Source organism: Pseudoalteromonas sp. Of11M-6, from assembly GCF_022347905.1.
GTDB lineage: Bacteria > Pseudomonadota > Gammaproteobacteria > Enterobacterales > Alteromonadaceae > Pseudoalteromonas.
The window spans coordinates 16,577-35,870 of record NZ_JAKRFW010000021.1; the positions used below are offsets into that span (position 1 = coordinate 16,577).

At 43.6% G+C, this 19,294-nt stretch carries 21 protein-coding genes; 2 read left to right on the plus strand and 19 right to left on the minus strand.

All coding sequences use genetic code 11. The annotated features are described in order from the left end of the window. Positions 1–57 precede the first annotated feature (57 nt). From MHN32_RS12135 to rpe, 10 genes are all read right to left on the minus strand, one after another. Positions 58–471 carry an OsmC family protein gene (locus MHN32_RS12135; RefSeq protein WP_010607074.1) on the minus strand — a complete coding sequence of 138 codons (414 nt, stop codon included), beginning with the start codon at positions 469–471 and terminating at the stop codon, positions 58–60. 103 nt (positions 472–574) lie between these two features. Beyond that, positions 575–910: a DUF3802 family protein gene (locus MHN32_RS12140; RefSeq protein WP_029215895.1), complete on the minus strand. Its 336-nt coding sequence runs from the start codon at positions 908–910 to the stop codon at positions 575–577. Positions 911–1,062: 152 nt separating this feature from the next. Continuing rightward, positions 1,063–2,535: a succinylglutamate-semialdehyde dehydrogenase gene (gene astD, locus MHN32_RS12145; protein WP_211867163.1), complete on the minus strand. Its 1,473-nt coding sequence runs from the start codon at positions 2,533–2,535 to the stop codon at positions 1,063–1,065. A 15-nt stretch (positions 2,536–2,550) separates the two neighbouring features. Further along, on the minus strand, positions 2,551–3,564 hold the full coding sequence (astA, locus tag MHN32_RS12150) for an arginine N-succinyltransferase (protein ID WP_010607072.1): 1,014 nt from the start codon (positions 3,562–3,564) through the stop codon (positions 2,551–2,553). 67 nt (positions 3,565–3,631) lie between these two features. Beyond that, positions 3,632–4,843, minus strand: a complete 1,212-nt coding sequence (locus MHN32_RS12155; RefSeq protein ID WP_206472683.1) for an aspartate aminotransferase family protein — start codon at positions 4,841–4,843, stop codon at positions 3,632–3,634. Between the two features lie 357 nt (positions 4,844–5,200). Then, complete coding sequence (locus MHN32_RS12160) at positions 5,201–6,376, minus strand: HDOD domain-containing protein (protein WP_010607070.1); 1,176 nt, start codon at positions 6,374–6,376, stop codon at positions 5,201–5,203. 213 nt (positions 6,377–6,589) lie between these two features. Further along, positions 6,590–7,171, minus strand: coding sequence for an aminodeoxychorismate/anthranilate synthase component II (locus MHN32_RS12165; protein WP_010607069.1), 582 nt, complete (start codon positions 7,169–7,171; stop codon positions 6,590–6,592). Between the two features lie 186 nt (positions 7,172–7,357). Then, positions 7,358–8,362 carry a tryptophan--tRNA ligase gene (gene trpS / locus MHN32_RS12170; protein WP_010368888.1) on the minus strand — a complete coding sequence of 335 codons (1,005 nt, stop codon included), beginning with the start codon at positions 8,360–8,362 and terminating at the stop codon, positions 7,358–7,360. A gap of 25 nt (positions 8,363–8,387) precedes the next feature. Continuing rightward, the gene (locus MHN32_RS12175) at positions 8,388–9,053 is read right to left on the minus strand and encodes an HAD-IA family hydrolase (protein ID WP_239421820.1); all 666 of its coding nucleotides are present in this window, start codon (positions 9,051–9,053) and stop codon (positions 8,388–8,390) included. Further along, positions 9,053–9,724, minus strand: a complete 672-nt coding sequence (rpe, locus tag MHN32_RS12180) for a ribulose-phosphate 3-epimerase (protein ID WP_010368892.1) — start codon at positions 9,722–9,724, stop codon at positions 9,053–9,055. Before rpe ends, MHN32_RS12175 begins: the two co-directional genes overlap by 1 nt. 137 nt (positions 9,725–9,861) lie before the next feature. Between rpe and MHN32_RS12185 the strand changes: the two genes are divergently transcribed. Together MHN32_RS12185 and MHN32_RS12190 are read left to right on the plus strand one after the other, a co-directional pair. Further along, complete coding sequence (locus tag MHN32_RS12185; protein WP_010607067.1) at positions 9,862–10,164, plus strand: hypothetical protein; 303 nt, start codon at positions 9,862–9,864, stop codon at positions 10,162–10,164. A 38-nt stretch (positions 10,165–10,202) separates the two neighbouring features. Next, positions 10,203–10,397 carry a DUF2970 domain-containing protein gene (locus tag MHN32_RS12190; protein WP_010607066.1) on the plus strand — a complete coding sequence of 65 codons (195 nt, stop codon included), beginning with the start codon at positions 10,203–10,205 and terminating at the stop codon, positions 10,395–10,397. A 19-nt stretch (positions 10,398–10,416) separates the two neighbouring features. On the opposite strand, the gene MHN32_RS12195 is transcribed toward MHN32_RS12190, so the two are convergent. The 9 genes from MHN32_RS12195 to MHN32_RS12235 all read right to left on the minus strand — a co-directional run bounded on the left by MHN32_RS12195 (position 10,417) and on the right by MHN32_RS12235 (position 19,273). Continuing rightward, the gene (locus tag MHN32_RS12195) at positions 10,417–11,250 is read right to left on the minus strand and encodes a Dam family site-specific DNA-(adenine-N6)-methyltransferase (protein ID WP_010607065.1); all 834 of its coding nucleotides are present in this window, start codon (positions 11,248–11,250) and stop codon (positions 10,417–10,419) included. 47 nt (positions 11,251–11,297) lie between these two features. Beyond that, positions 11,298–12,650 carry an AAA family ATPase gene (locus MHN32_RS12200; protein WP_239421821.1) on the minus strand — a complete coding sequence of 451 codons (1,353 nt, stop codon included), beginning with the start codon at positions 12,648–12,650 and terminating at the stop codon, positions 11,298–11,300. Further along, positions 12,651–13,721, minus strand: coding sequence for a 3-dehydroquinate synthase (gene aroB, locus MHN32_RS12205; protein WP_239421822.1), 1,071 nt, complete (start codon positions 13,719–13,721; stop codon positions 12,651–12,653). 26 nt (positions 13,722–13,747) lie between these two features. Continuing rightward, positions 13,748–14,266: a shikimate kinase AroK gene (gene aroK, locus MHN32_RS12210; protein ID WP_010607062.1), complete on the minus strand. Its 519-nt coding sequence runs from the start codon at positions 14,264–14,266 to the stop codon at positions 13,748–13,750. Between the two features lie 150 nt (positions 14,267–14,416). Next, on the minus strand, positions 14,417–16,483 hold the full coding sequence (locus MHN32_RS12215; RefSeq protein WP_010607061.1) for a type IV pilus secretin PilQ family protein: 2,067 nt from the start codon (positions 16,481–16,483) through the stop codon (positions 14,417–14,419). Next, a complete protein-coding gene (locus MHN32_RS12220) occupies positions 16,473–17,015 on the minus strand; it encodes a pilus assembly protein PilP (protein ID WP_010607060.1) in 543 nt (180 codons plus the stop codon). Before MHN32_RS12220 ends, MHN32_RS12215 begins: the two co-directional genes overlap by 11 nt. Continuing rightward, positions 17,012–17,617 carry a type 4a pilus biogenesis protein PilO gene (locus MHN32_RS12225; protein ID WP_010607059.1) on the minus strand — a complete coding sequence of 202 codons (606 nt, stop codon included), beginning with the start codon at positions 17,615–17,617 and terminating at the stop codon, positions 17,012–17,014. The genes MHN32_RS12220 and MHN32_RS12225 overlap by 4 nt, the downstream gene beginning before the upstream one ends. A gap of 16 nt (positions 17,618–17,633) precedes the next feature. Then, positions 17,634–18,206, minus strand: a complete 573-nt coding sequence (locus tag MHN32_RS12230) for a PilN domain-containing protein (protein ID WP_010607058.1) — start codon at positions 18,204–18,206, stop codon at positions 17,634–17,636. Further along, positions 18,194–19,273, minus strand: a complete 1,080-nt coding sequence (locus MHN32_RS12235; RefSeq protein WP_010368913.1) for a pilus assembly protein PilM — start codon at positions 19,271–19,273, stop codon at positions 18,194–18,196. The genes MHN32_RS12230 and MHN32_RS12235 overlap by 13 nt, the downstream gene beginning before the upstream one ends. Positions 19,274–19,294 lie beyond the last annotated feature (21 nt).

A 19,294-nucleotide genomic window follows, 5' to 3' on the forward strand; every position in this document is an offset into this window, starting at 1 on the left:
GCGCTGCAGAAACAAAAGTTCGCGGATTTTATACGAAAATAGCGCTATGAAAAAGCGTTATTTTTCGTCAATTTCAACCACTTCATGGCTATGCGTAATTTCTACTGCTTTTTCAAGCATTAATGCCACTGAACAATACTTTTCAGCGGATAAACTTACGGCTCTTTCTAGGTGTTTTTCAGAGACATTACGCCCTTTCACCACGAAGTGTAAATTGATCTTGGTAAAAACCCGAGGTGCGCTTTCTGCGCGCTCTGCGGTTAATTTTACTTCCACGTCGGTCACATCCTGACGCGCCTTTTGTAGAATGCTGACTACATCGACTGACGAACAACATCCCGCTGACATTAATACCATCTCCATTGGACTTGGCGCTGCACTATCAGAACCGGCATCAAATACCACATTATGCCCCGACGCAGAGCGACCGATAAAGGTATCTCCTTCAACCCATTTTACGCTAGCTAACATAGTTATCCTCTATAAAGCATAACACCGCCAAATGGCGGTGTATCTTAAACCTAGAATTGCCTCTAAGTGTGTTTTCTACACTGTCGATAGTGATTGTGCCAAGCTATACAGCAGAATCAAACAGGTTTTTGACCAAACCTGCGAATTCTTCGATAAACTCTTTTTGTTCTACGGTGACACGTCTATCAACAACACTTGATAGCACTTCTTGTAAGTCGTACACAATGCCATCTACCTCACGCACGATCATGCTGCGCTGCTCTGTAGATAACTCAGTGTGCTGCTCGCATATACGGATAACGTTTTCAGCGATCACATCTTCGATTAATTCCATGACTGTTGGAGCCCCTGGTTCAACCGTCCCAGACTTCTCAAACAAGGCTAAGTTTTGCGTCAAATACATGACTAAATCATCGTACCCTTGTTTATCTAAAACCATACTTTGCTCACCCGAACCTATCAAAGACATCTCCTATTGATTTAAGCAGAAAGTTTTTTCGATTGCTACTTTTGTAGTCAACTAGACACAAAAAAGCAGCCGAAGCTGCTTTTCTAATCAATTTTTATTGAGTAAACCTCAATATTGGCATTTTAATCCAAAGATAAACCTGGGCTCAAGCTAGAAGGTAAAGTTACCTTTTCTAGTTCCACAGAAGCCACTGGGTATGCACAGTAATCTGCCGCGTAGTATGCACTTGCACGGTGGTTACCTGATGCACCGATACCACCAAACGGAGCTGCACTTGAAGCGCCAGTGATTGGGCGGTTCCAGTTTACGATACCTGCGCGAATACGACGTAAGAAACGGTCGTAATCAGCTTCGTTGTCGCCAAGCAGACCTGCTGATAAGCCAAAGCTTGTCTCGTTCGCTTTTTCGATAGCTGCGTCAAAGTCTGTGTAACGGAATATTTTTAACAGCGGACCAAAGTGCTCTTCATCAGGGAAGTCTGCAATGTTAGTACATTCGATGATACCTGGCGTCACAAAGCCTGTGCCTTCTGTGTGCGTCAGCTCGATAAGCGACTCACCACCGAGCTCAACAAGCTGTTGCTGTGCTTTTACCATGCCAGCGGCTGCTGCATTTGAGATCATTGAGCCCATGAACGGTTGATCTGCATCGTCAAAGTTACCCACTTTAATCGCTTTAGTTGCTTTGATCAGTTGCTCAAGGATTGTGTCACCTTGTTCACCCGCAGGAAGGAATAGTTTACGAGCACAAGTACAACGCTGACCGCTTGAGATAAACGCAGATTGAATAATGTCGTGTACTGCCGCTTTGGTATCCGCTACGTCTTTTACGATAAGCGGGTTATTACCGCCCATTTCAAGCGCTAGGATCTTACCCGGTTGACCTGCATATTGCTCATGTAGCAAGTGACCCGTACGAGAAGAGCCAGTAAAGAATAAGCCGTCAATACCCGCGTGTGACGCAAGTGCTTTACCTGTTTCAACTTCACCCTGAACTAGGTTAATCACGCCAGCAGGAAGACCCGCTTGTTGCCAGTATTTAAGCGTTAGCTCAGCAACATATGGCGTTAGTTCAGATGGCTTAAAGATAACCGTGTTACCAGCAAGTAGCGCAGGTACGATGTGGCCATTAGGTAAGTGACCAGGGAAGTTATATGGGCCAAATACAGCAACTACACCATGTGCCTTGTGACGGATCACGGCACGGCCAACTGGCATTGGATTTTCAACAACACCTGTACGCTCTTGATAGGCTTTCTCAGAAATCGCGATTTTACCTACCATAGCACCCGCTTCTGTACGAGTTTCCCAAAGTGGCTTACCCGTTTCTTTAGCAATTGCGATAGCCAGCTCTTCGCTATTTTCTTTTAGTACTTCAGCGAAACGCTTAACAATTTCTAGACGCGCGTCAAAGCTCATGTCGCTCCATGAATAGAAAGCTTCACGAGCCGCTTTTACCGCGCCATCAACTTGCTCAGCAGTAGCTGCGTTTGCGCTCCAAATAACGTCGTTGTTTGCTGGGTTTACAGAGCTAAAGCTTGCGCCTTGTCCTGCAATCCACTCACCATTTATTAGTTGTGCTGCATGTGTTGTCATAATCTGTTCCCAATCTTAAATCTTTACTAGGCTTACTTGATCGCCTTCTTCAACTTTTAGCGCCGCGGCAACATGTGGAGCAAGCGTAACTTCATTGCCATCAGTCAGGGCTAACTCAATTACTGTCGCGCGATAATCAACAAGTTTACCATTTGCGACCATAACAGGGAATCCACCGTTGCTTTCGCCTATTTTCACAGTACGAGTTTCACTATTGCGAACCGTGCGGATGTTCCCCACTTTTGCTTCTACCGTTGGACCCGCGTCGAAGATATCAACATAACCATTAAATGTGAAACCTTCGCTTTTTAGTAGCTCAATTGCAGGACGCGTATTGTCATGAACTTCACCAATCACCGCTTGTGCTTCTTTACTAAGCAGGTTCACGTAGATTGGGTACTTTGGCATTAATTCAGCAATAAAGACCTTTTGGCCGATACCCGTTAGATAATCCGCTGTCGGGAAATCCATCGAGAAGAAATGCTCTTCAAGCCATTGCCAGAACGGGCTTTCGCCTTGCTCGTTAGAAACACCACGCATTTCCGCGATAACGGTTTCAGCAAAACGAGCACGATGTTGGTTAATAAACATAAAGCGAGAGCGAGATAGCAGTTTGCCGTTTGCGCCTTTGCGATAGCCATCTTTCAAAAACAGGGTGCATAATTCCGTCGCGCCAGTGTAGTCATTACATAGCGTTAAAATATCCACTGCTTTATAAACATCGAGTGTGCGTGAAGAGTGGATCACTTTGCTTAGGTGATAATGATAAAACGCATCATCTAAACCAACCGCAGCTTCGATACCGCTGGTACCAACCACCTCGCCTGTTTCAGTATCTTCTAATACAAATAAATAGCCTTCATCAAAAGGCTTGTCTGCTTGCTTGCCAAATGAAGCAACAGAGCGTGCAATCTTCTTCTGTAATAGCTCTTCGTTAACAGGCAAAGAGGTAAAACCGTGGCCTGATTCGTGAGCAATGTTTAAAAGCGCTGGATAATCGCTTTCTTGGATTGGGCGAAGGATCATCATGAGCCCGCTTACTCCTCAAAAATGTGGATAACAACAAGGCCACCAAAAGGTGACCTTGCAACCAGTATTAAGCGTTGTTAGCAACTACCGCGGCAACGGCTTTTTCGAAGCGTGCCATCCCTTCGCGGATGTCAGCTTCTGGAATAACTAGAGATGGAGTGAAACGCACTACGTTTGCACCTGCAACCAGTGACATTACGCCTTGCTTGATACCTTCAACCAAGAATTCTTTTGCTTTGCCTTCGTACTTTTCAGTGACTACACCACCAAGCAATAGACCTTTACCACGTACTTCGGTAAATACGTTGTACTTTTCGTTGATGTCGTTTAGTAGTTCACGGAACAGCTGCTCTTTTGCTTTTACGCCATCAAGTACTGCTGTTGTGTTTACTGTGTCAAATGCCGCTTCTGCAACCGCACACGCCAGCGGGTTACCGCCGTATGTAGAACCGTGAGTACCCACTTTTAGGTGCGCAGCAATCTCAGTTGTTGTGATCATCGCGCCGATAGGGAAACCACCGCCAAGTGCTTTAGCCGTTGTTAAAATATCAGGGGTTACGTTTAAACCTTGGTATGCATACAGGTCACCAGTACGGCCAACACCAGTTTGCACTTCATCAAAAATAAGTAGCGCGTTGTGCTTGTCACACAGCTCGCGAACACCTTTTACAAACTCAGCCGTTGGTGAAATGATACCACCTTCGCCTTGTAGCGGCTCCATCATCACGGCACAAGTGTTGTCGGAAATAAGCGCTTCAAATGCCGCTAAATCGTTATAGTCTGTGTGAACAATGTCGCCCGGCTTTGGACCAAAGCCATCAGAGTATGCAGCTTGACCACCTACGGTCACAGTGAAGAAAGTACGGCCGTGGAAACCTTTGTTGAAAGAGATGATTTGCGACTTTTCAGCACCAAACTTATCTAGTGCCCAACGGCGTGCTAGTTTAAGCGCCGCTTCGTTCGCTTCTGCACCTGAGTTTGCAAAGTAGACTTTTTCTGCGAACGTGGCATCGGTTAGCTTTTTCGCTAAACGTAGTGCAGGCTCATTGGTCATCACGTTAGATAGATGCCAAATTTTCTCGCCTTGCTCTTTAAGCGCGCCCACCAAAGCTGGGTGACAATGACCTAGACAGTTAACTGCGATACCACCAGCAAAGTCGATGTACTCACGACCTTCCTGATCCCATACTCGAGAACCTTCACCTTTCACTGGAATTACCGCTGAAGGTGCGTAGTTAGGTACCATTACGTCGTCAAACAATTCACGATTGATCGTCATTTTATTTCCTCATATTTGGTGAGTGAAAGTGCAAACAAGGAGTCATTTCCTTTTGGAGGTCGGCGCGTTGCCGCCACTTGATAGGATATTTATTCACACCAATTCGGTGCTATGTATTTTGACCCGCCCCTTGATGGCACAAAATTCATACGCTCATTATTCCAGAAAAAGCGCCATTTGTCTCACTTATACCACGTTCTCAGCCCTTAGTATTCAAGGGTTTAACATATATTCTCAACTCAAGTGAATAACTATCTAGGGCAGATATTTAGGGCAAAGCAAGCGCCGTGCAGCCTTGCACAGATCATTTAAGATTAGGTTTTGAATGAATAGTCGCAAAAAAAATTTCAATTTTTTTTACAAAATCGTCAACTGCAGGTTATGGAACGCACATTTTGCCAATTGCTGACGCATTTCCTCGGTAAGTTCTAAATGATTGAGCAAAATCTCGGCTTCGTCGTCTTCAATTAACTGGCTATCTTTTAAAACAAGCAGTTGTGCGTAGCCATAGGCTTTTTGCATCACTTGTGTCAGTGGTAATGGGTCGGCAATGTTTTTATGCGCATTTGGTAGATAAGTTTGCGCATACTCTTCCATGACGGCATTAAAGGGTAAATAACGTAACTCCATTTTTTCAATTAGCTTACGTGAAATCTCTGCTGAATGTTCTATCAACAAGTTACGTAAAAATAACGGATCAGGAGATAACTCCATTAATGCGGTGTGTAGGTCTTTTTGCTTTTTGTCTCGTGCTATTTGCACCTTGGCTTGCCACACCTTTTCAAAGGTGCGTAAATAAAGACGGATCAAGGCCACTTTCCCAAGCTCTAGTAACATGCCTAAAGTAAACGCATGCTGTTCTTTTACCCCAAAAAATGGTGCCAGCTCTTTTGCCGCAATGGCCGTGCTCATGCTCAGCTCGCGTAATTTACGCTTCATTAAGCCAAATGGTTCTGTAGCATGCGGCATCCAGTGTCTTACCGCCATTGTCGGGATCACCATTTGCAAGTTCTCAAGGCCTAAATACCTTAATGCTAATGCCGGCGTGTCGACCTTAATGGACGTGCCTTTACTGTTTTTTTTGCGATACTGTGGCAAGTTGACTAGCGAAACCAGCTCACGACCCAACCAACTTAAGTCATTAACCAAAGGTTCTAAACGCCCAACTGAAGCTGAGCGCACGGCAAGAATGTCTAAAATCGCAGGAACGGAGTCTTGAATGCCAATGACTTCATGATAGATATTATCAAGGTCATGCAGTTGCTTTGTGATAGCTTCTTCGATAACTGAATGTAGATGCTTACTCGCTTTGGCAATATATTTGTGATGGCTTGTGCTGCTTTCTTGGCGTTTTGCAGCCGCTGCAATTTCCACCTCTAGCATAGTGCGCTGTGCGATATTCTCCCCATAGCTAATATCAAATGTATGGATATAGCCTATTTGCTTTTGCGCAAAGTTGAGGCTGATAAGAAGGTCATGGGCACGCTCGGATAGCGCTTGTGCCATTCTAATTTGCTTATTTTCTTGCGTCATGCATGCTACTTATCTAAAGGAAAAACACTGAGTTAAGCACTCAACAGAATCGTCTTACTGATTAACATTATACCAGTAAAAGCAATATTATGATTTGATATTGCGCACAATAGAATCAAAAAGTTACGTATCAAAAACTAGTCTAACCAACAAAAACGCAGCGAATATGGATGTATAACACCTAGGCGAAATCCTGTTGGTTTTGTTTAAACTTTAGAAGCGTTTTATAAAGTTATCAAGTAATGCTAAGCCGTGTTCAGTGAGGATAGCTTCTGGGTGAAATTGCACACCTTCAAGTGCTCTATCGGATGCCAAGAGTCCCATAATTTCATCACGCTCCCCCTCTTGTGTCTGTGTCCAAGCCGTTACGGCTAGAGACTTTGGTAAGCTACTTTGCTCAACAACCAAAGAGTGGTAGCGGCATACTTCGTATGGTGATGGCAGGCCTTGAAATACGCCTATATTGTTATGGTGCACTTGAGACGTTTTCCCATGCATCACTTGTTTTGCGCGAATGACTTTGCCACCTAAAGCTTGTGCAATAGTTTGATGACCAAGGCAAATGCCGAGAATAGGGATTTGTCCCTGTAGACGTTTTACGACTTCAAGCGAGATCCCCGCTTCATCAGGACTGCAAGGGCCAGGAGATAGCACAACATATTTGGGATTAAGCTGCTTGATTTGTGAGGTGCTGATTTCATCATTTCGCTTTACCAGCACATCCACATCTAAGCGCTGAAAATACTGCACTAAGTTGTAGGTAAAGGAATCATAGTTATCAATCATCAACAGCATGTAGGTACCACTAAAAGAACCAAGCGGCCTATTTGCCACTGGGGTAAGGATGTTCGTTATAAATCTATTTTATCACGAACTCAACAGGAGGGTTTTCTTATATCTAGTATCTGCTTTAAACCAAGGGTCTGCAGACCCTTGTAATACAAAAAGACACCATTTATGGTGTCTTTTCATTGTGTTTTATTAACCGCGAGGAATAAAACCGACGGCGTCATACACAGCTTTCAGTGTTTTTTCGGCACGAATACTTGCTTTTTCCGCGCCTTTTTTCATGATTTCGTCCAGCAGAGTTTGATCTTCTCGGATTTCTTTAAAGCGCGCTTGAATAGGCTCCAGCATATTCACTACCGCATCGGCAGTGTCTTTCTTTAAATGACCGTACATTTTGTCTTCGTACTCTGGCACTAACTCTTCAATTGAGCGTTTAGTTGCAACACTTAGTAGAGTCAGTAAGTTGGATACTCCTGGCTTTTCAACACGATCAAAGTAAATGCGTGCTTGCTCATCTGAATCTGTTACCGCTTTTTTCAGCTTTTTCTCTATCTTCTTCGGTTCGTCCAACAGCATCACAAAACCATTTGGGTTTTCGTCTGATTTTGACATCTTCTTGCTCGGATCTTGCAAGCTCATAACACGAGCGCCAAACTCTGGAATATAAGGTTCTGGGATCTTAAAGACATCGCCATACAGGTTGTTAAAGCGCGTTGCGATATCGCGGGTCAACTCAAGGTGCTGCTTTTGGTCTTCACCAACCGGTACTTGATCCGCTTGATACAATAAAATATCCGCAGCTTGCAATACTGGATAGGCGAATAAGCCAACGTTTACGTTATTGGCGTGCTTTGCTGATTTATCTTTAAACTGCGTCATGCGGTTTAATTCACCCATTTGTGCATAACAGTTCAGCACCCAACCTAGCTGTGCATGCTCAGGAACCTGTGATTGTACAAATAGTGACGATTTATCTGGGTCGATGCCGCAAGCAGTATATAGTGCTACGCCGTCTAATACGCGATCGCGTAGTTGCTGTGGCTCTTGGCGAACCGTAATGGCATGCAAGTCAACCAACATAAAGTAACAATCATGATCGTTTTGTAGTTTAAGCCACTGGTTAATGGCACCTACGTAATTGCCTATTGTCATACCACCGGTTGGCTGAATACCACTTAATACTACAGGTTTACTCATGTCGTTCCTTTATTTCTTCATTGAATTAACGTTGATTGATAATGGGAATAATATCTAAGAATCCATCACAAAGGTACTGTGGATTGAACTCTTTCAAATCGAATCCCTGATTATACCCATAATTTAGCGCAATCACAGGTATCTTAGCGCCCTGAGCGGCCAAAATATCGCTTTTAGAGTCCCCAACCATGATTAGCTTATCCGCTGGTATACCAAGACGCTCGGCAGCCAGCAATAGCGGAGCTGGTGACGGCTTTTTGTCAGTGTCATCACCACAGACGATACAATCAAAATGCGAAGTGAGATTTAATTTATCCAGCAGTTTTAGCGTAAATGCACGATTTTTATTTGTCACGACGGCTTTTGGCACTGTGGCAAATGCAGATAGCCCTGTCTCAACATGCGGATACAAACCCGCATACTGACCAACTAATTCGTCATAATGCACTTTAAAACGCTCAATGGCGGTGTGCGCTAAACTTTCGGATAAGTCTTCGCTAACTTCATGGCTACCGCTTAGGCCTCTTTTTACTAACATATCGATGCCGTTACCTACCCATTCACGCACCAGAGCATGACTAACAATTGGGTGAGCAAGCTCAGACAGCGTCAAATTGAGCGCCATGTACATATCCTCGACGCTATCAACTAACGTGCCATCAAGGTCAAATAAAATACCCTCAAAACGCATTATTTTACCTTTGCTAATTCTTGACGCATGGCGTCTATTACCGCTTTGTAATCGGGTTGATTAAAGATAGCGGAACCCGCAACAAACATGTCTGCACCTGCCGCTGCAACCTCAGCAATGTTGTCCACCTTAATTCCCCCATCCACTTCAAGACGAATATCGCGACCGGAAGCGTCAATGCGTGCTCTCGCTTCTTTTAATTTCTCAAGTGTATGTGGGATAAAACTTTGGCCACCAAAGCCCGGGTTTACTGACATCAAGAGGATTTGATCAATTTTATCCATCACATGATCAAGATAATGCAGCGGTGTGCCCGGATTAAATACCAAGCCAGCTTTACAACCTGACTCTTTAATCAGCGCAAGGCTTCTGTCTATATGCTCGCTGGCCTCTGGGTGAAATGTAATAATGCTCGCTCCGGCTTTAGCAAACTCGGGAATTAGACTATCTACAGGCTTTATCATCAAGTGTACGTCGATAGGAGCAGTAATTCCGTAATTTCTTAATGCGTCACAAATCATTGGACCAAAAGTTAAATTTGGCACATAGTGATTATCCATTACATCGAAATGAACCACGTCGGCACCTGCTGTCAGTACCTTTTCAACATCTTCGCCTAACCTCGCAAAATCTGCGGATAGAATGGATGGTGCAATTAAAAAATCAGACATACTTTTCCCCTAAACGTAAGACCGCGATACTGTACCGTAAATTGCCCAAAATGTCTGCGATTTAAGGCGCTTTATGATTGTGCAATAAACGAACATTGTGTATCATTATGTGATATTTAACTTCTGGGGATAGGGTTATGGTTTCTAGATATAAAGCACGGATTGCTCTGCTTGGGACGGTATTAGCCGTGTCGGCAGGGGTATTTTCTTTCGACAATGATGAAAGTCTTGCCGCAAATTACTCCGCATGCGCTTGTAGCACTGGCAATTTAAGCAGTCGAATAAATGCAGTGGAATGTCAGCAAGAAGCGCACACCAGTTGGGCAGCGTGGTTGACTGGCGGTAGTTCGAGTGGCCAATTCCATTATTTGGATTTGCTTGAGTTATTACTTGGCTCTAAAGACAATCAAAGCAGTAGTAAAGTTTCATCTCCTTACTAATACCAGTTGAGCCAATCAACTGGTAAGAGGTAAACACTATGGCTTCTTCCAATAGTAAATTCGCGTTAATTCAAAGTGTCTGTGCGGCAATGTTTGGTGTGCAGAGCGGTCAAAAACAAGCATATGACTTTAACAAAAAGCATTTTTGGCCGTTTGCTTTTGCGGGCATCGTTTTTGTCGCCGCTTTTGTCATTGGCTTAATTTGGTTTGTAAATGGTGTAGTTTTGGCTTAGTCCTTTATGCCGCTGCAAATTACGAACGGTGATATAGCGCCATTAGCTCGTCAACTTTATTCCGCCCATTACCTTTAGGGCTAATTGTACGTTTCACCTTGATCACATCTAGCTTCGCTTGATTGTAAATCTTTCGTGTCCACACCGTATCGTGATTGGAGATTAACACTGGCGTTTGCTTTTCAAAAGCCGCAGTTTCCGCAAGATTCGCCAGCTGTGCTTGATCGTCTAAGTTAAACCCACCTTTTGCATAGCTAGTAAATGACGCAGTTTTGCTCAAAGGTACATACGGAGGATCGCAATACACTACCGCATTCTTTGGCATGGTTTCAAATACTTGGCTGTAACTTTGACAGGTGAAAGTAGCCTGTTGAGCCTTTTCAGCAAACACATATAACTCGCGCTCTGGAAAGTAAGGCTTTTTGTATTTACCAAAAGGGACGTTAAAGATCCCCTTGAGGTTATAACGACATAAACCATTGTAGCCATGGCGGTTCATATATAGAAATAGAATCGCACGCTCATACACATCAATGCTTTCGTTAAACTGTTGTCGATACGCGTAATACGCATCTGGATGGTTATTCAGCTCGACGAATAGCCTTTTAGCGTCACTGATAAATTCATCAGGAATACGCTTCAACTCTTTATACAGGTTGATAAGATCAGCGTTAATGTCATTTAAGACATAATGCTTAAACTGAGTGTTAAGGAAAACAGATCCCGCTCCAACAAAAGGTTCTACTAGCGTGTCGGCTTCATTACTTGCTGCTTGTAGGCGCTTAGAAATATCTTCTACTAAGCTGTATTTTCCGCCTGCCCATTTTAAGAAGGCTCTAGTCTTTTGTTGCATGCTCGTTCTATGTCGTGAGTGGTTGCGCGATTTTACACTAAATGTGGCTAATTACCGAGAGACTGAGTAATTTCTTGTTTAATTTTACTCATTCTCTTAAAAAATGGCTGACCTTTTTGTAGCGCTTCTGGCAATACTGCCTTTGCTTGCTTCGCTGATGCCAAACTCTGGTAAGCATCAGTAGTAACTACAAACCAAGTTCGGCCATTTCTTAAAACAGTAAACTGCTGTGTCACTACCTCGTTATGCTCCGCCATAAACCCAGCTGCAATCTCACTTTCTGTCACTGCAAGTAACTGGATCACCCATTCACCATCTGAGCGACTGAGATACCAAGGGTTTCCCGTCAATAGTTCAGGCTCCGCGTGCTGAAGCTCTGTTACTGGCGATAAAGTGGCTGGAGTACTATCAACATTGGCTTCTTCAGCTTCATTCGCTTGCTCTGATAGTGCGTTATTGTTGTTTGTCGTATCTTCTTTTGTTTCGGTTAGTGCAGATAAAATACTGCCAACAGGCGCAGTTTCGACTTGCGTTGGCGCTTCGGTTGGCAACTCTGGTTGCACGTCGTTTTCAATTTCAACTTTGGTATTTGGCGCCTCAAATATCTCTTGCGCATCAATAGCGGTGGCTACTGTTTCTTCATCACCTTGAGTCGGTGTCCAGTATCGTTTTAATTCTTGCTTATACACTAAAGCAACCATCAACGCTGTTAATACCAAACAAAGTGCAATGACATACCATTGCCATTGTGATTTGCTACCTACTTTGGAGCTTTGTTCACGTAAATTTAGACTCTGCAGCTGTGGCTGCCAAGAAAGTAAAACACTCGGATTACCTCGAGCTTCAGCAACAAACGTATTAAAAATAGGATCTTCGTCAGGCGGTAAGTCTTTGTAAAACATGCTCATCAAGCGCTTACTCTCGAGCATGGATAAAGGCTCGATATGAATATCCAGACTTTCAGGGATCAGCTGAGGCTGCTGCGCCGTAGCGAGTATGTAAATTGTTTCGCGAGAAGATTTTGCGAGCTTTTGTAGTTGTTCCGCAAGCTCTTGGGTTAAATGCCTGACGTTGTCTAACACCCATAAACATGGCCCACAAGCTTGTTCATCATGGAGCAACATGAAGTTTTCACTTAGAGATAACTTCTGATCAATGAGAGGACTGCGAAAGCTATGCTCAAGCAGCTGCCGTACCACATCAAACTCTTGAGTATTGGCAGTCAGCTTTACAAACGCTTTGTTAAAGTCTGGGTATTTATCAGTAAGAAACGATTCCGCAAGGTAGCTTTTACCAAGACCTGAAGAGCCGACTAAGGTTATCAGGTTTTGGCCATAGTCGAATTGCATAGCAATTCTATCTACCAATGCAGCTCTGCTTGGTAAAATTTGCGACTGCATTTAACGACCTATTAGAGTTACCACGGTTTCATCGCTAACATCATCCACTAGCGCACATTGGCCTAGTTGCGTAGGAAGAATAAAGCGAATTTTGCCTTGTTTGTTCTTTTTGTCTTTGCGCATATGTTGTAAAAACTGCGCTGCGGTCATCTCGCTTGGCGCTTCTGTCGGTAATTGATAAAGCGCAATAACACGACGGATCTTTTCAACATCAGCAGTACTAAGCGCGCCGCGTTGACAAGCCAAATTTGCAGCTATCATCATACCGGCAGCAACGGCTTCACCATGCAACCAATTACCATAGCCCATTTGCGCTTCAATCGCATGGCCAAAGGTGTGACCCAGATTAAGTAATGCACGCAATCCCGCTTCGGTTTCGTCTTTGGCGACGATCTCGGCTTTTATCGCACAACACTTATAAATAACTTGTTGAAGGCTTTCAGCATCTAGTGCGCTGAGCTGAGGATGCTGATCCGTTAATGTATCAAGAAAAGATGCGTCATAGATCAACGCATATTTAATGACTTCAGCCATACCCGCAGCAAACTCTCTTGCAGGCAATGTACTTAAGGTCTTGGTGTCGATAAAAACCGCTTTTGGCTGATAGAAAGCACCAATCATGTTTTTACCTAGCGGATGATTTACCGCTGTTTTACCACCAACCGATGAATCTACTTGTGACAGCAAAGTCGTAGGGATTTGAATAAACGGAACACCACGCTGGTAGCATGCCGCAACAAAACCAGTCAAATCGCCAACCACACCGCCACCGAGGGCAATCAAACACGTATCACGACCACAATTATGCTCGAGCAAAAAGGCAGAAATCTTTTCAAACCATTCTAGCGATTTGTATTGTTCACCATCAGGGATAACAAAATGTAGCGGTTTTTGAGCATCAAATATTGCTAACAGACTATTTAAATATAGAGGTGCAATGGTGGTGTTGGTGATGATAACAGGACGACTTTGCCCAACGTACTGCTTAAGTCGTCCTTCATCTGATAAGAGATGTTCACCGATAAAGATGGGATAGCTCCGCTCGTTTAAATCAACCTTTAATTCAAGCATGGCGTCCCTCCTACGGTGTTGTTATATTAGAAATCTAATTTTTCAATAATTTGGTTTGCAACTACTTTAGCGCTTTGCTCATCCGTGCGAACAACGTGATCTGCCACTTCTCTATATAGTGGTTCACGCTCATCAGCTAAGCGCTCTAGTACGTCACGTGAGTCTTCACTGGTTTGTAGTAATGGACGACGCTTATCACGCTGAGTACGAGCTACCTGTTTTTCGATCGGCGTTTCTAGGTAAACAACAATACCGCGCGCAGACAACTTGTTGCGCACTTCTTTGCTGATCACAGAGCCACCACCTGTCGCTAACACAATGCCTTGCATTTCTGTTAGGTCAGAGATGACGCTTTCTTCACGCTTGCGGAACCCCTCTTCGCCCTCGATATCGAACACCCAAGAAATATCGGCACCTGTGCGGCGCTCAATTTCCTGATCCGAATCGAAAAATTCAAGGTGTAATTGATCTGCAATGTGACGACCAATCGTGCTTTTACCAGCCCCCATCGGGCCTACTAGAAATATATTACGTTTCTCAGCCATATCTTTTTAGTACAAACGAACTCTAAAATTTGAAATAAAACCCCGCCTAACGACCTGGCCCCAAAATTAAGGAGGGGATTATCTCAGTAATCCGTGAACAATTTCAAGTCAAACCACGCAAAAAGCGCAATACTTTTACTGTCAACGGGCCTATAAACTGTCTTGAATGATCTTAGGCGTCACAAATATCAGCAATTCTCGCTTTTCATTAATATCACGAGAGTTCTTAAACAATAGACCTAAATATGGGATATCGCCCAAAATTGGGATCTTACTTACTGCCGTTTTCACTTCTTGCTGATAGATACCACCCAGTACGATAGTTTGACCATTTTCAACCAGTACTTGTGTTTGGATCTCTTGGGTATTGATTGCCGTCGCCGGGCCATTTGGCGTTTGCACGGTATCACCTTTAGTGTCTTGTGTAATCACTAAGTCGAGAATTATTTTATTATCAGGTGTGATTTGCGGTGTCACCTCCAAGCTTAAAACCGCTTTTTTGAAGCTCACCGTCGTTGCACCACTTGATGATGCCTCTACGTAAGGAATCTCTGTACCTTGCTCGATACGCGCCTTTTTCTGGTTAGCTGTCGTGATGCTTGGCGTCGCGATTATCTCACCTTTATTTTCTTGCTCCAGTGCAGACAACTCAAGATCTATCAAAGTGCCATCAGCTAATTTCGCAATGTGCATACCAATACTGCCAGCAGGGACTCCTTTTACGCCTAAATTAACGTTTAAGCGGTTTTCCAAAGACGGAATATTGCCATTGGATAGCGCATTCGCACCGTCTAGCGTACCAGAGATGGCATCACTGCCTTGCTGATCGCTAAAGCCCCAGCGGACACCTAAGTCTTCTTGTACTGTGTCATCTACAGTAACCATGCGCGACTCTATACGCACCTGTTTTACCGGCACATCTAAGGTTTCAACCATCCGACGTACACTTTCAATACTGCGTGAGGTGTCTTTAATTAATAAAGTATTGGTACGTTTATCAACCGATACACTACCACGATGACTAATAATAGAGTTGATATCGGTTTTGAGTAAGTCAGCAAACTCTTCCGCTTTCGCGTAATTAAGTTGAATATACTCGCTATATAATGGTTCTAGCTCTTCTACTTGCTGACGCGCTTGTAATTCCTTGGCTTCTCTAGCAGCGAGTTCTTCAGATGGCGCGACCATCAAAATAGAGCCATCCATACGCTTATCTAGCCCTTTCACACGTAACACAACATCAAGCGCTTGATCCCAAGGTACACCATCTAAACGCAAGGTTATATTGCCAGATACGGTGTCACTCGTTACTAGGTTAAAGTTGTTTGTATCGGCGATGATCTGTAGTACGGAGCGAATTGGAATATCCTGAAAATTCAACGTGATCGGCTGACCTTTATATTCTTTTTTATCGCCAAAGGTTTTATTACCTTCGTCTTTTTCAACTGATAAGGTAAAGATGTTATCAAGCTGTTGATAGGTAAACTTGAATGCCGCATTTGGCTCAATCACAATGCGGCTTTTATTGTCTTCTTTAAAGGTTTCTATGCGAGATACCACAGTGCCAAAATCTAACACATCGAGTTCGTATAGCAGGTCTTCTGCAATATCGATATGGTGGAAGTCCGCAATGATTTTACCACCGCGCTCTTGTACATCGATGGCCGCTTGGTTGTGCTCAAGAAACGCAAGTACTTTAGCTTCACCTTTCTCACCGCGACGAAAATCGATAGCTTGAATTTGGTTGATAAACGCAGTGACTTTTTGACTTTGATCTTGTTCAGAGACAATCGGTTTATTAGACACTTCCACTATCACAAGGTTATTCTTAACCTCGGTTTTATATAGCTTAAGCTCATCCATGTTGATGGAAACGGCAAAACCACCATCTCTGAGTTCACTGGTAATGCCTTGAATACCAGCTTTATCAATACTCAAAGCTTTTAAGCTTTCTTCAAACTCAGCCTGCTGGAAAAACAATTCAATACTGGTGCTTTCGCCGACAACACGAACTTGTGGCTCTGTATTGAGTTTTTCATCAAACACCAGTTGTAGTTGAGTTTCCCCTGTCGGAACGGGGTTATAGCGAATGTCATACAACATAGGAATGGCATGCGTAATTGACGAAAGGCCAACTAAGGCAACACCGAGCACAGAACGCCATAATGTTCGAGTGCTTTTAATGGTTGATTTTATAACGTTATTGTTAGTATTCACTCGTGCCACCTTGTTCCGCTTCTAACATTTCCACTTTTGTTAGCCTTTCTTTCCAACATCCCGTTCCATCTGGGATCAATTCTAATAATTCTAAATGATCGGCATGTACACTCAGCACTTTGCCATGATACAGGCCCATATATTCACCACGCTTTACACGATACAAGCCTTGCGTCGCCGCTTCGATTAGCGCCCAACGACCATCAGACTTGGCAATAATGCCTTTCATACGTAGATTATCCAACGGAAATTTCTCCAATGGATAGCGATCTCTATCTGGATCTGGGTGTAAACAGTTTTTAATTTGAACTAGTTTATTTTCAATCACTTCAGGCTGGGGCGCAACAAAAGGGCTACGCAATTCTGAAGCGCTATACTTAAATGGCTCATAATTTTGCATTTCAGGTATAGGCTCGATTTTTGGTGTTGAGCTTGCTTTTACCTGATCAATAAATTCTTTTTGTTCTGCAGTACTATCATTACAACCCGAGATGAACATCAACGAGGTCACGCAGAGCATCAGTCGGATCATTTCTGACCTCCTTGCTCATAACGATAAGTTTTTGCCACAACACTAAATACCAGCTCGCCATTTCCTGCATTTTCGATTCTAAAATCATGTAGGCTGACTATACGAGGTAATTCAGATACCTTACTCACAAACTGACCAAATTCATGATACTTACCTATCACTTCTAGCTTAATCGGCAATTCGGTATAAAACTCTTTACGTACCTCTGGCATCCAGCCAATTTTTAGGAAGGTTAATCCGCTTGAGGTACCAACGTAAGTCAGATCATCAAGTAGTCCAGGCGTTTCGTTGGAGCTTGGCAGTCGTCTCAACAGCTCAGTGAATTGCGCTTCCATATCAATCATTTGCTGTTTATATAGCTCTAGATTGTTTGCTCTTGCGTATTTAATCCGGTAGCTCGTTCTCAGCTCTTGCTCTTTTTTAACCGCTTGGTCGTAGCGGTCAATGGAACTTGAGACCATCAGGTTATAACCCAATACCATCATTAGTAAAACCACCAGAACGGAGCATAAAACTTTTACAGGAAATGGCCAATGACCAATATTATCGAGCTCCAGCTCATTCCAATCTATTTCTTTTAAACTGTTTAAGTCAAAATTCATGCACTGTGCCTCCGCCCTATTTCGCTTTATCGGCTAAGTGGATGTCGTCATGAGACTTAATATAAAAATGCATCGTAAAATCACTCAGTAATTTTGAACTTTGCTCACCGGCTACTATGCCTTGGATCACCGGCCGCTCTATTAAATATGATGATTCAACTTGTCGTAGCATTTGCGATAAGCGGTTGTTTGATTCACTCCGACCAATGACTTTGATCATATTGTCTTGTCGCTCAAGACTGGTGAGATAAACCCCAGCCGGAACCACTCGCGCTATTTCATCGATAATTTGCGTGCCGAGACTGCGGTTGAGTTGCAACTCCTCAATAAGCCGAATACGGCGCTGTAAATTTTCTTTTTGCTTATTCAGGTCGTTAATCGCAACTATCCGTGAATCTAGTTGAGTGATCTCGCTTTCGAGATAGCGGTTTTTAATTTCTTGCCCGGTTTTTAAGCCGTCATAGAAGCTGCCAAGCATGTACATTAACAACAGACAAGCCGCGATGATCACCGCAATGATAGTCAGAAAGATTTGTTGCGACGCTTGCCTTTGCTGCTCGCGCCAAGGAAGCAAATTTATATGTGGCATGATGAGAAGCTCCTTAATGCCAAGCCTGTCGCTAAGGCGAATTGCGCTTTATGCTTTTGCAGCACATGCCTATCTACTTTTGGTGCAATCTCCATATCAGTAAACGGGTCTGCCACTATTGTGTGGATCCCAAGCTCATCAATGAGCAGTTTATCTAAGCCATCCACTAAAGCCGTTCCACCCGTCAACACGATGTAATCGATATGATCTTTACCACTGGTCGTCATAAACATTTGCACTGCTCGACGAATTTGCTGCAGCATAGAAGTTTGGAAAGGAGCCAAGACTTCAAAGGTATAGTTTGGAGGTAAATCCCCCGTCGTTTTCGCCAGTTCTGCTTCATCGTAGGTTTTGTTGTAATAAGCAACAATGCTGTTGGTATATTGCTCACCACCAAACACTTGGTCACGAGTGTAAATCGTTTTCCCAGATTGAATAACGCTAATCAGCGTAAGCACTGCGCCAATATCTATCATTGCTACGATTTTATCAAAGGCATCATTTGGCAGTTCAGGGTAAATGACATCCATGGCTCTACTTAGTGCGTAGTTTTCTACATCAACAACTTTCGCTTTGAAACCCGCTTCTTCCAATGCGCCAACCCGTGCTTGCACGCTTTCGGTACGAGCCGCAGAGAGCAGCACATTCATTTTTGACGGATCGGCTTCGTTTACTCCAATTTTTTCAAAATCTAGACTAACTTCATCTAACGGGTAAGGGATCAGGCTATCTGCTTCTATTGCTATCTGAGACTCGAGTTCAGCATCAGTTAATGACACATCCATAAAGATCACTTTTGTAATCACGGTCTGACCGGATACGGCAACTGCTGCATATTGCGTGAGCTTTGGAATGCGCCGCTTCATTTTAGTTATCGCGTTGCCGATCGCTTCAATGTCTTGAATGGCCCTTTCATTTACTGCTCCTTTCGGAATAGGTTCAATCGCAACGGCTTCTACTCGGTAGCTGGAACTTGTCTTCGACAGCAACACCGCTTTGACACAATGGGAGCCAATATCGATCCCTATCATCAGAGGTGCTTGTTTTTTTAGTAGTTGGCTCAGCATGTGAAGCGCCCGTTTCCTTTT

Coding starts and splice junctions, on each gene's coding strand:
- rpe (WP_010368892.1), bottom strand. CDS start 9,724: ATGTCTGATTTTTTAATTGCACCATCCATTCTATCCGCAGATTTTGCG.
- MHN32_RS12230 (WP_010607058.1), bottom strand. CDS start 18,206: ATGCCACATATAAATTTGCTTCCTTGGCGCGAGCAGCAAAGGCAAGCG.
- MHN32_RS12185 (WP_010607067.1), top strand. CDS start 9,862: ATGGTTTCTAGATATAAAGCACGGATTGCTCTGCTTGGGACGGTATTA.
- MHN32_RS12160 (WP_010607070.1), bottom strand. CDS start 6,376: ATGACGCAAGAAAATAAGCAAATTAGAATGGCACAAGCGCTATCCGAG.
- MHN32_RS12220 (WP_010607060.1), bottom strand. CDS start 17,015: ATGATCCGACTGATGCTCTGCGTGACCTCGTTGATGTTCATCTCGGGT.
- MHN32_RS12135 (WP_010607074.1), bottom strand. CDS start 471: ATGTTAGCTAGCGTAAAATGGGTTGAAGGAGATACCTTTATCGGTCGC.
- astD (WP_211867163.1), bottom strand. CDS start 2,535: ATGACAACACATGCAGCACAACTAATAAATGGTGAGTGGATTGCAGGA.
- aroB (WP_239421822.1), bottom strand. CDS start 13,721: ATGCTTGAATTAAAGGTTGATTTAAACGAGCGGAGCTATCCCATCTTT.
- MHN32_RS12225 (WP_010607059.1), bottom strand. CDS start 17,617: ATGAATTTTGACTTAAACAGTTTAAAAGAAATAGATTGGAATGAGCTG.
- MHN32_RS12195 (WP_010607065.1), bottom strand. CDS start 11,250: ATGCAACAAAAGACTAGAGCCTTCTTAAAATGGGCAGGCGGAAAATAC.
- MHN32_RS12165 (WP_010607069.1), bottom strand. CDS start 7,171: ATGCTGTTGATGATTGATAACTATGATTCCTTTACCTACAACTTAGTG.
- aroK (WP_010607062.1), bottom strand. CDS start 14,266: ATGGCTGAGAAACGTAATATATTTCTAGTAGGCCCGATGGGGGCTGGT.
- astA (WP_010607072.1), bottom strand. CDS start 3,564: ATGATGATCCTTCGCCCAATCCAAGAAAGCGATTATCCAGCGCTTTTA.
- MHN32_RS12235 (WP_010368913.1), bottom strand. CDS start 19,273: ATGCTGAGCCAACTACTAAAAAAACAAGCACCTCTGATGATAGGGATC.
- MHN32_RS12140 (WP_029215895.1), bottom strand. CDS start 910: ATGGTTTTAGATAAACAAGGGTACGATGATTTAGTCATGTATTTGACG.
- MHN32_RS12155 (WP_206472683.1), bottom strand. CDS start 4,843: ATGACGATCAATCGTGAATTGTTTGACGACGTAATGGTACCTAACTAC.
- MHN32_RS12175 (WP_239421820.1), bottom strand. CDS start 9,053: ATGCGTTTTGAGGGTATTTTATTTGACCTTGATGGCACGTTAGTTGAT.
- MHN32_RS12190 (WP_010607066.1), top strand. CDS start 10,203: ATGGCTTCTTCCAATAGTAAATTCGCGTTAATTCAAAGTGTCTGTGCG.
- trpS (WP_010368888.1), bottom strand. CDS start 8,362: ATGAGTAAACCTGTAGTATTAAGTGGTATTCAGCCAACCGGTGGTATG.
- MHN32_RS12200 (WP_239421821.1), bottom strand. CDS start 12,650: ATGCAGTCGCAAATTTTACCAAGCAGAGCTGCATTGGTAGATAGAATT.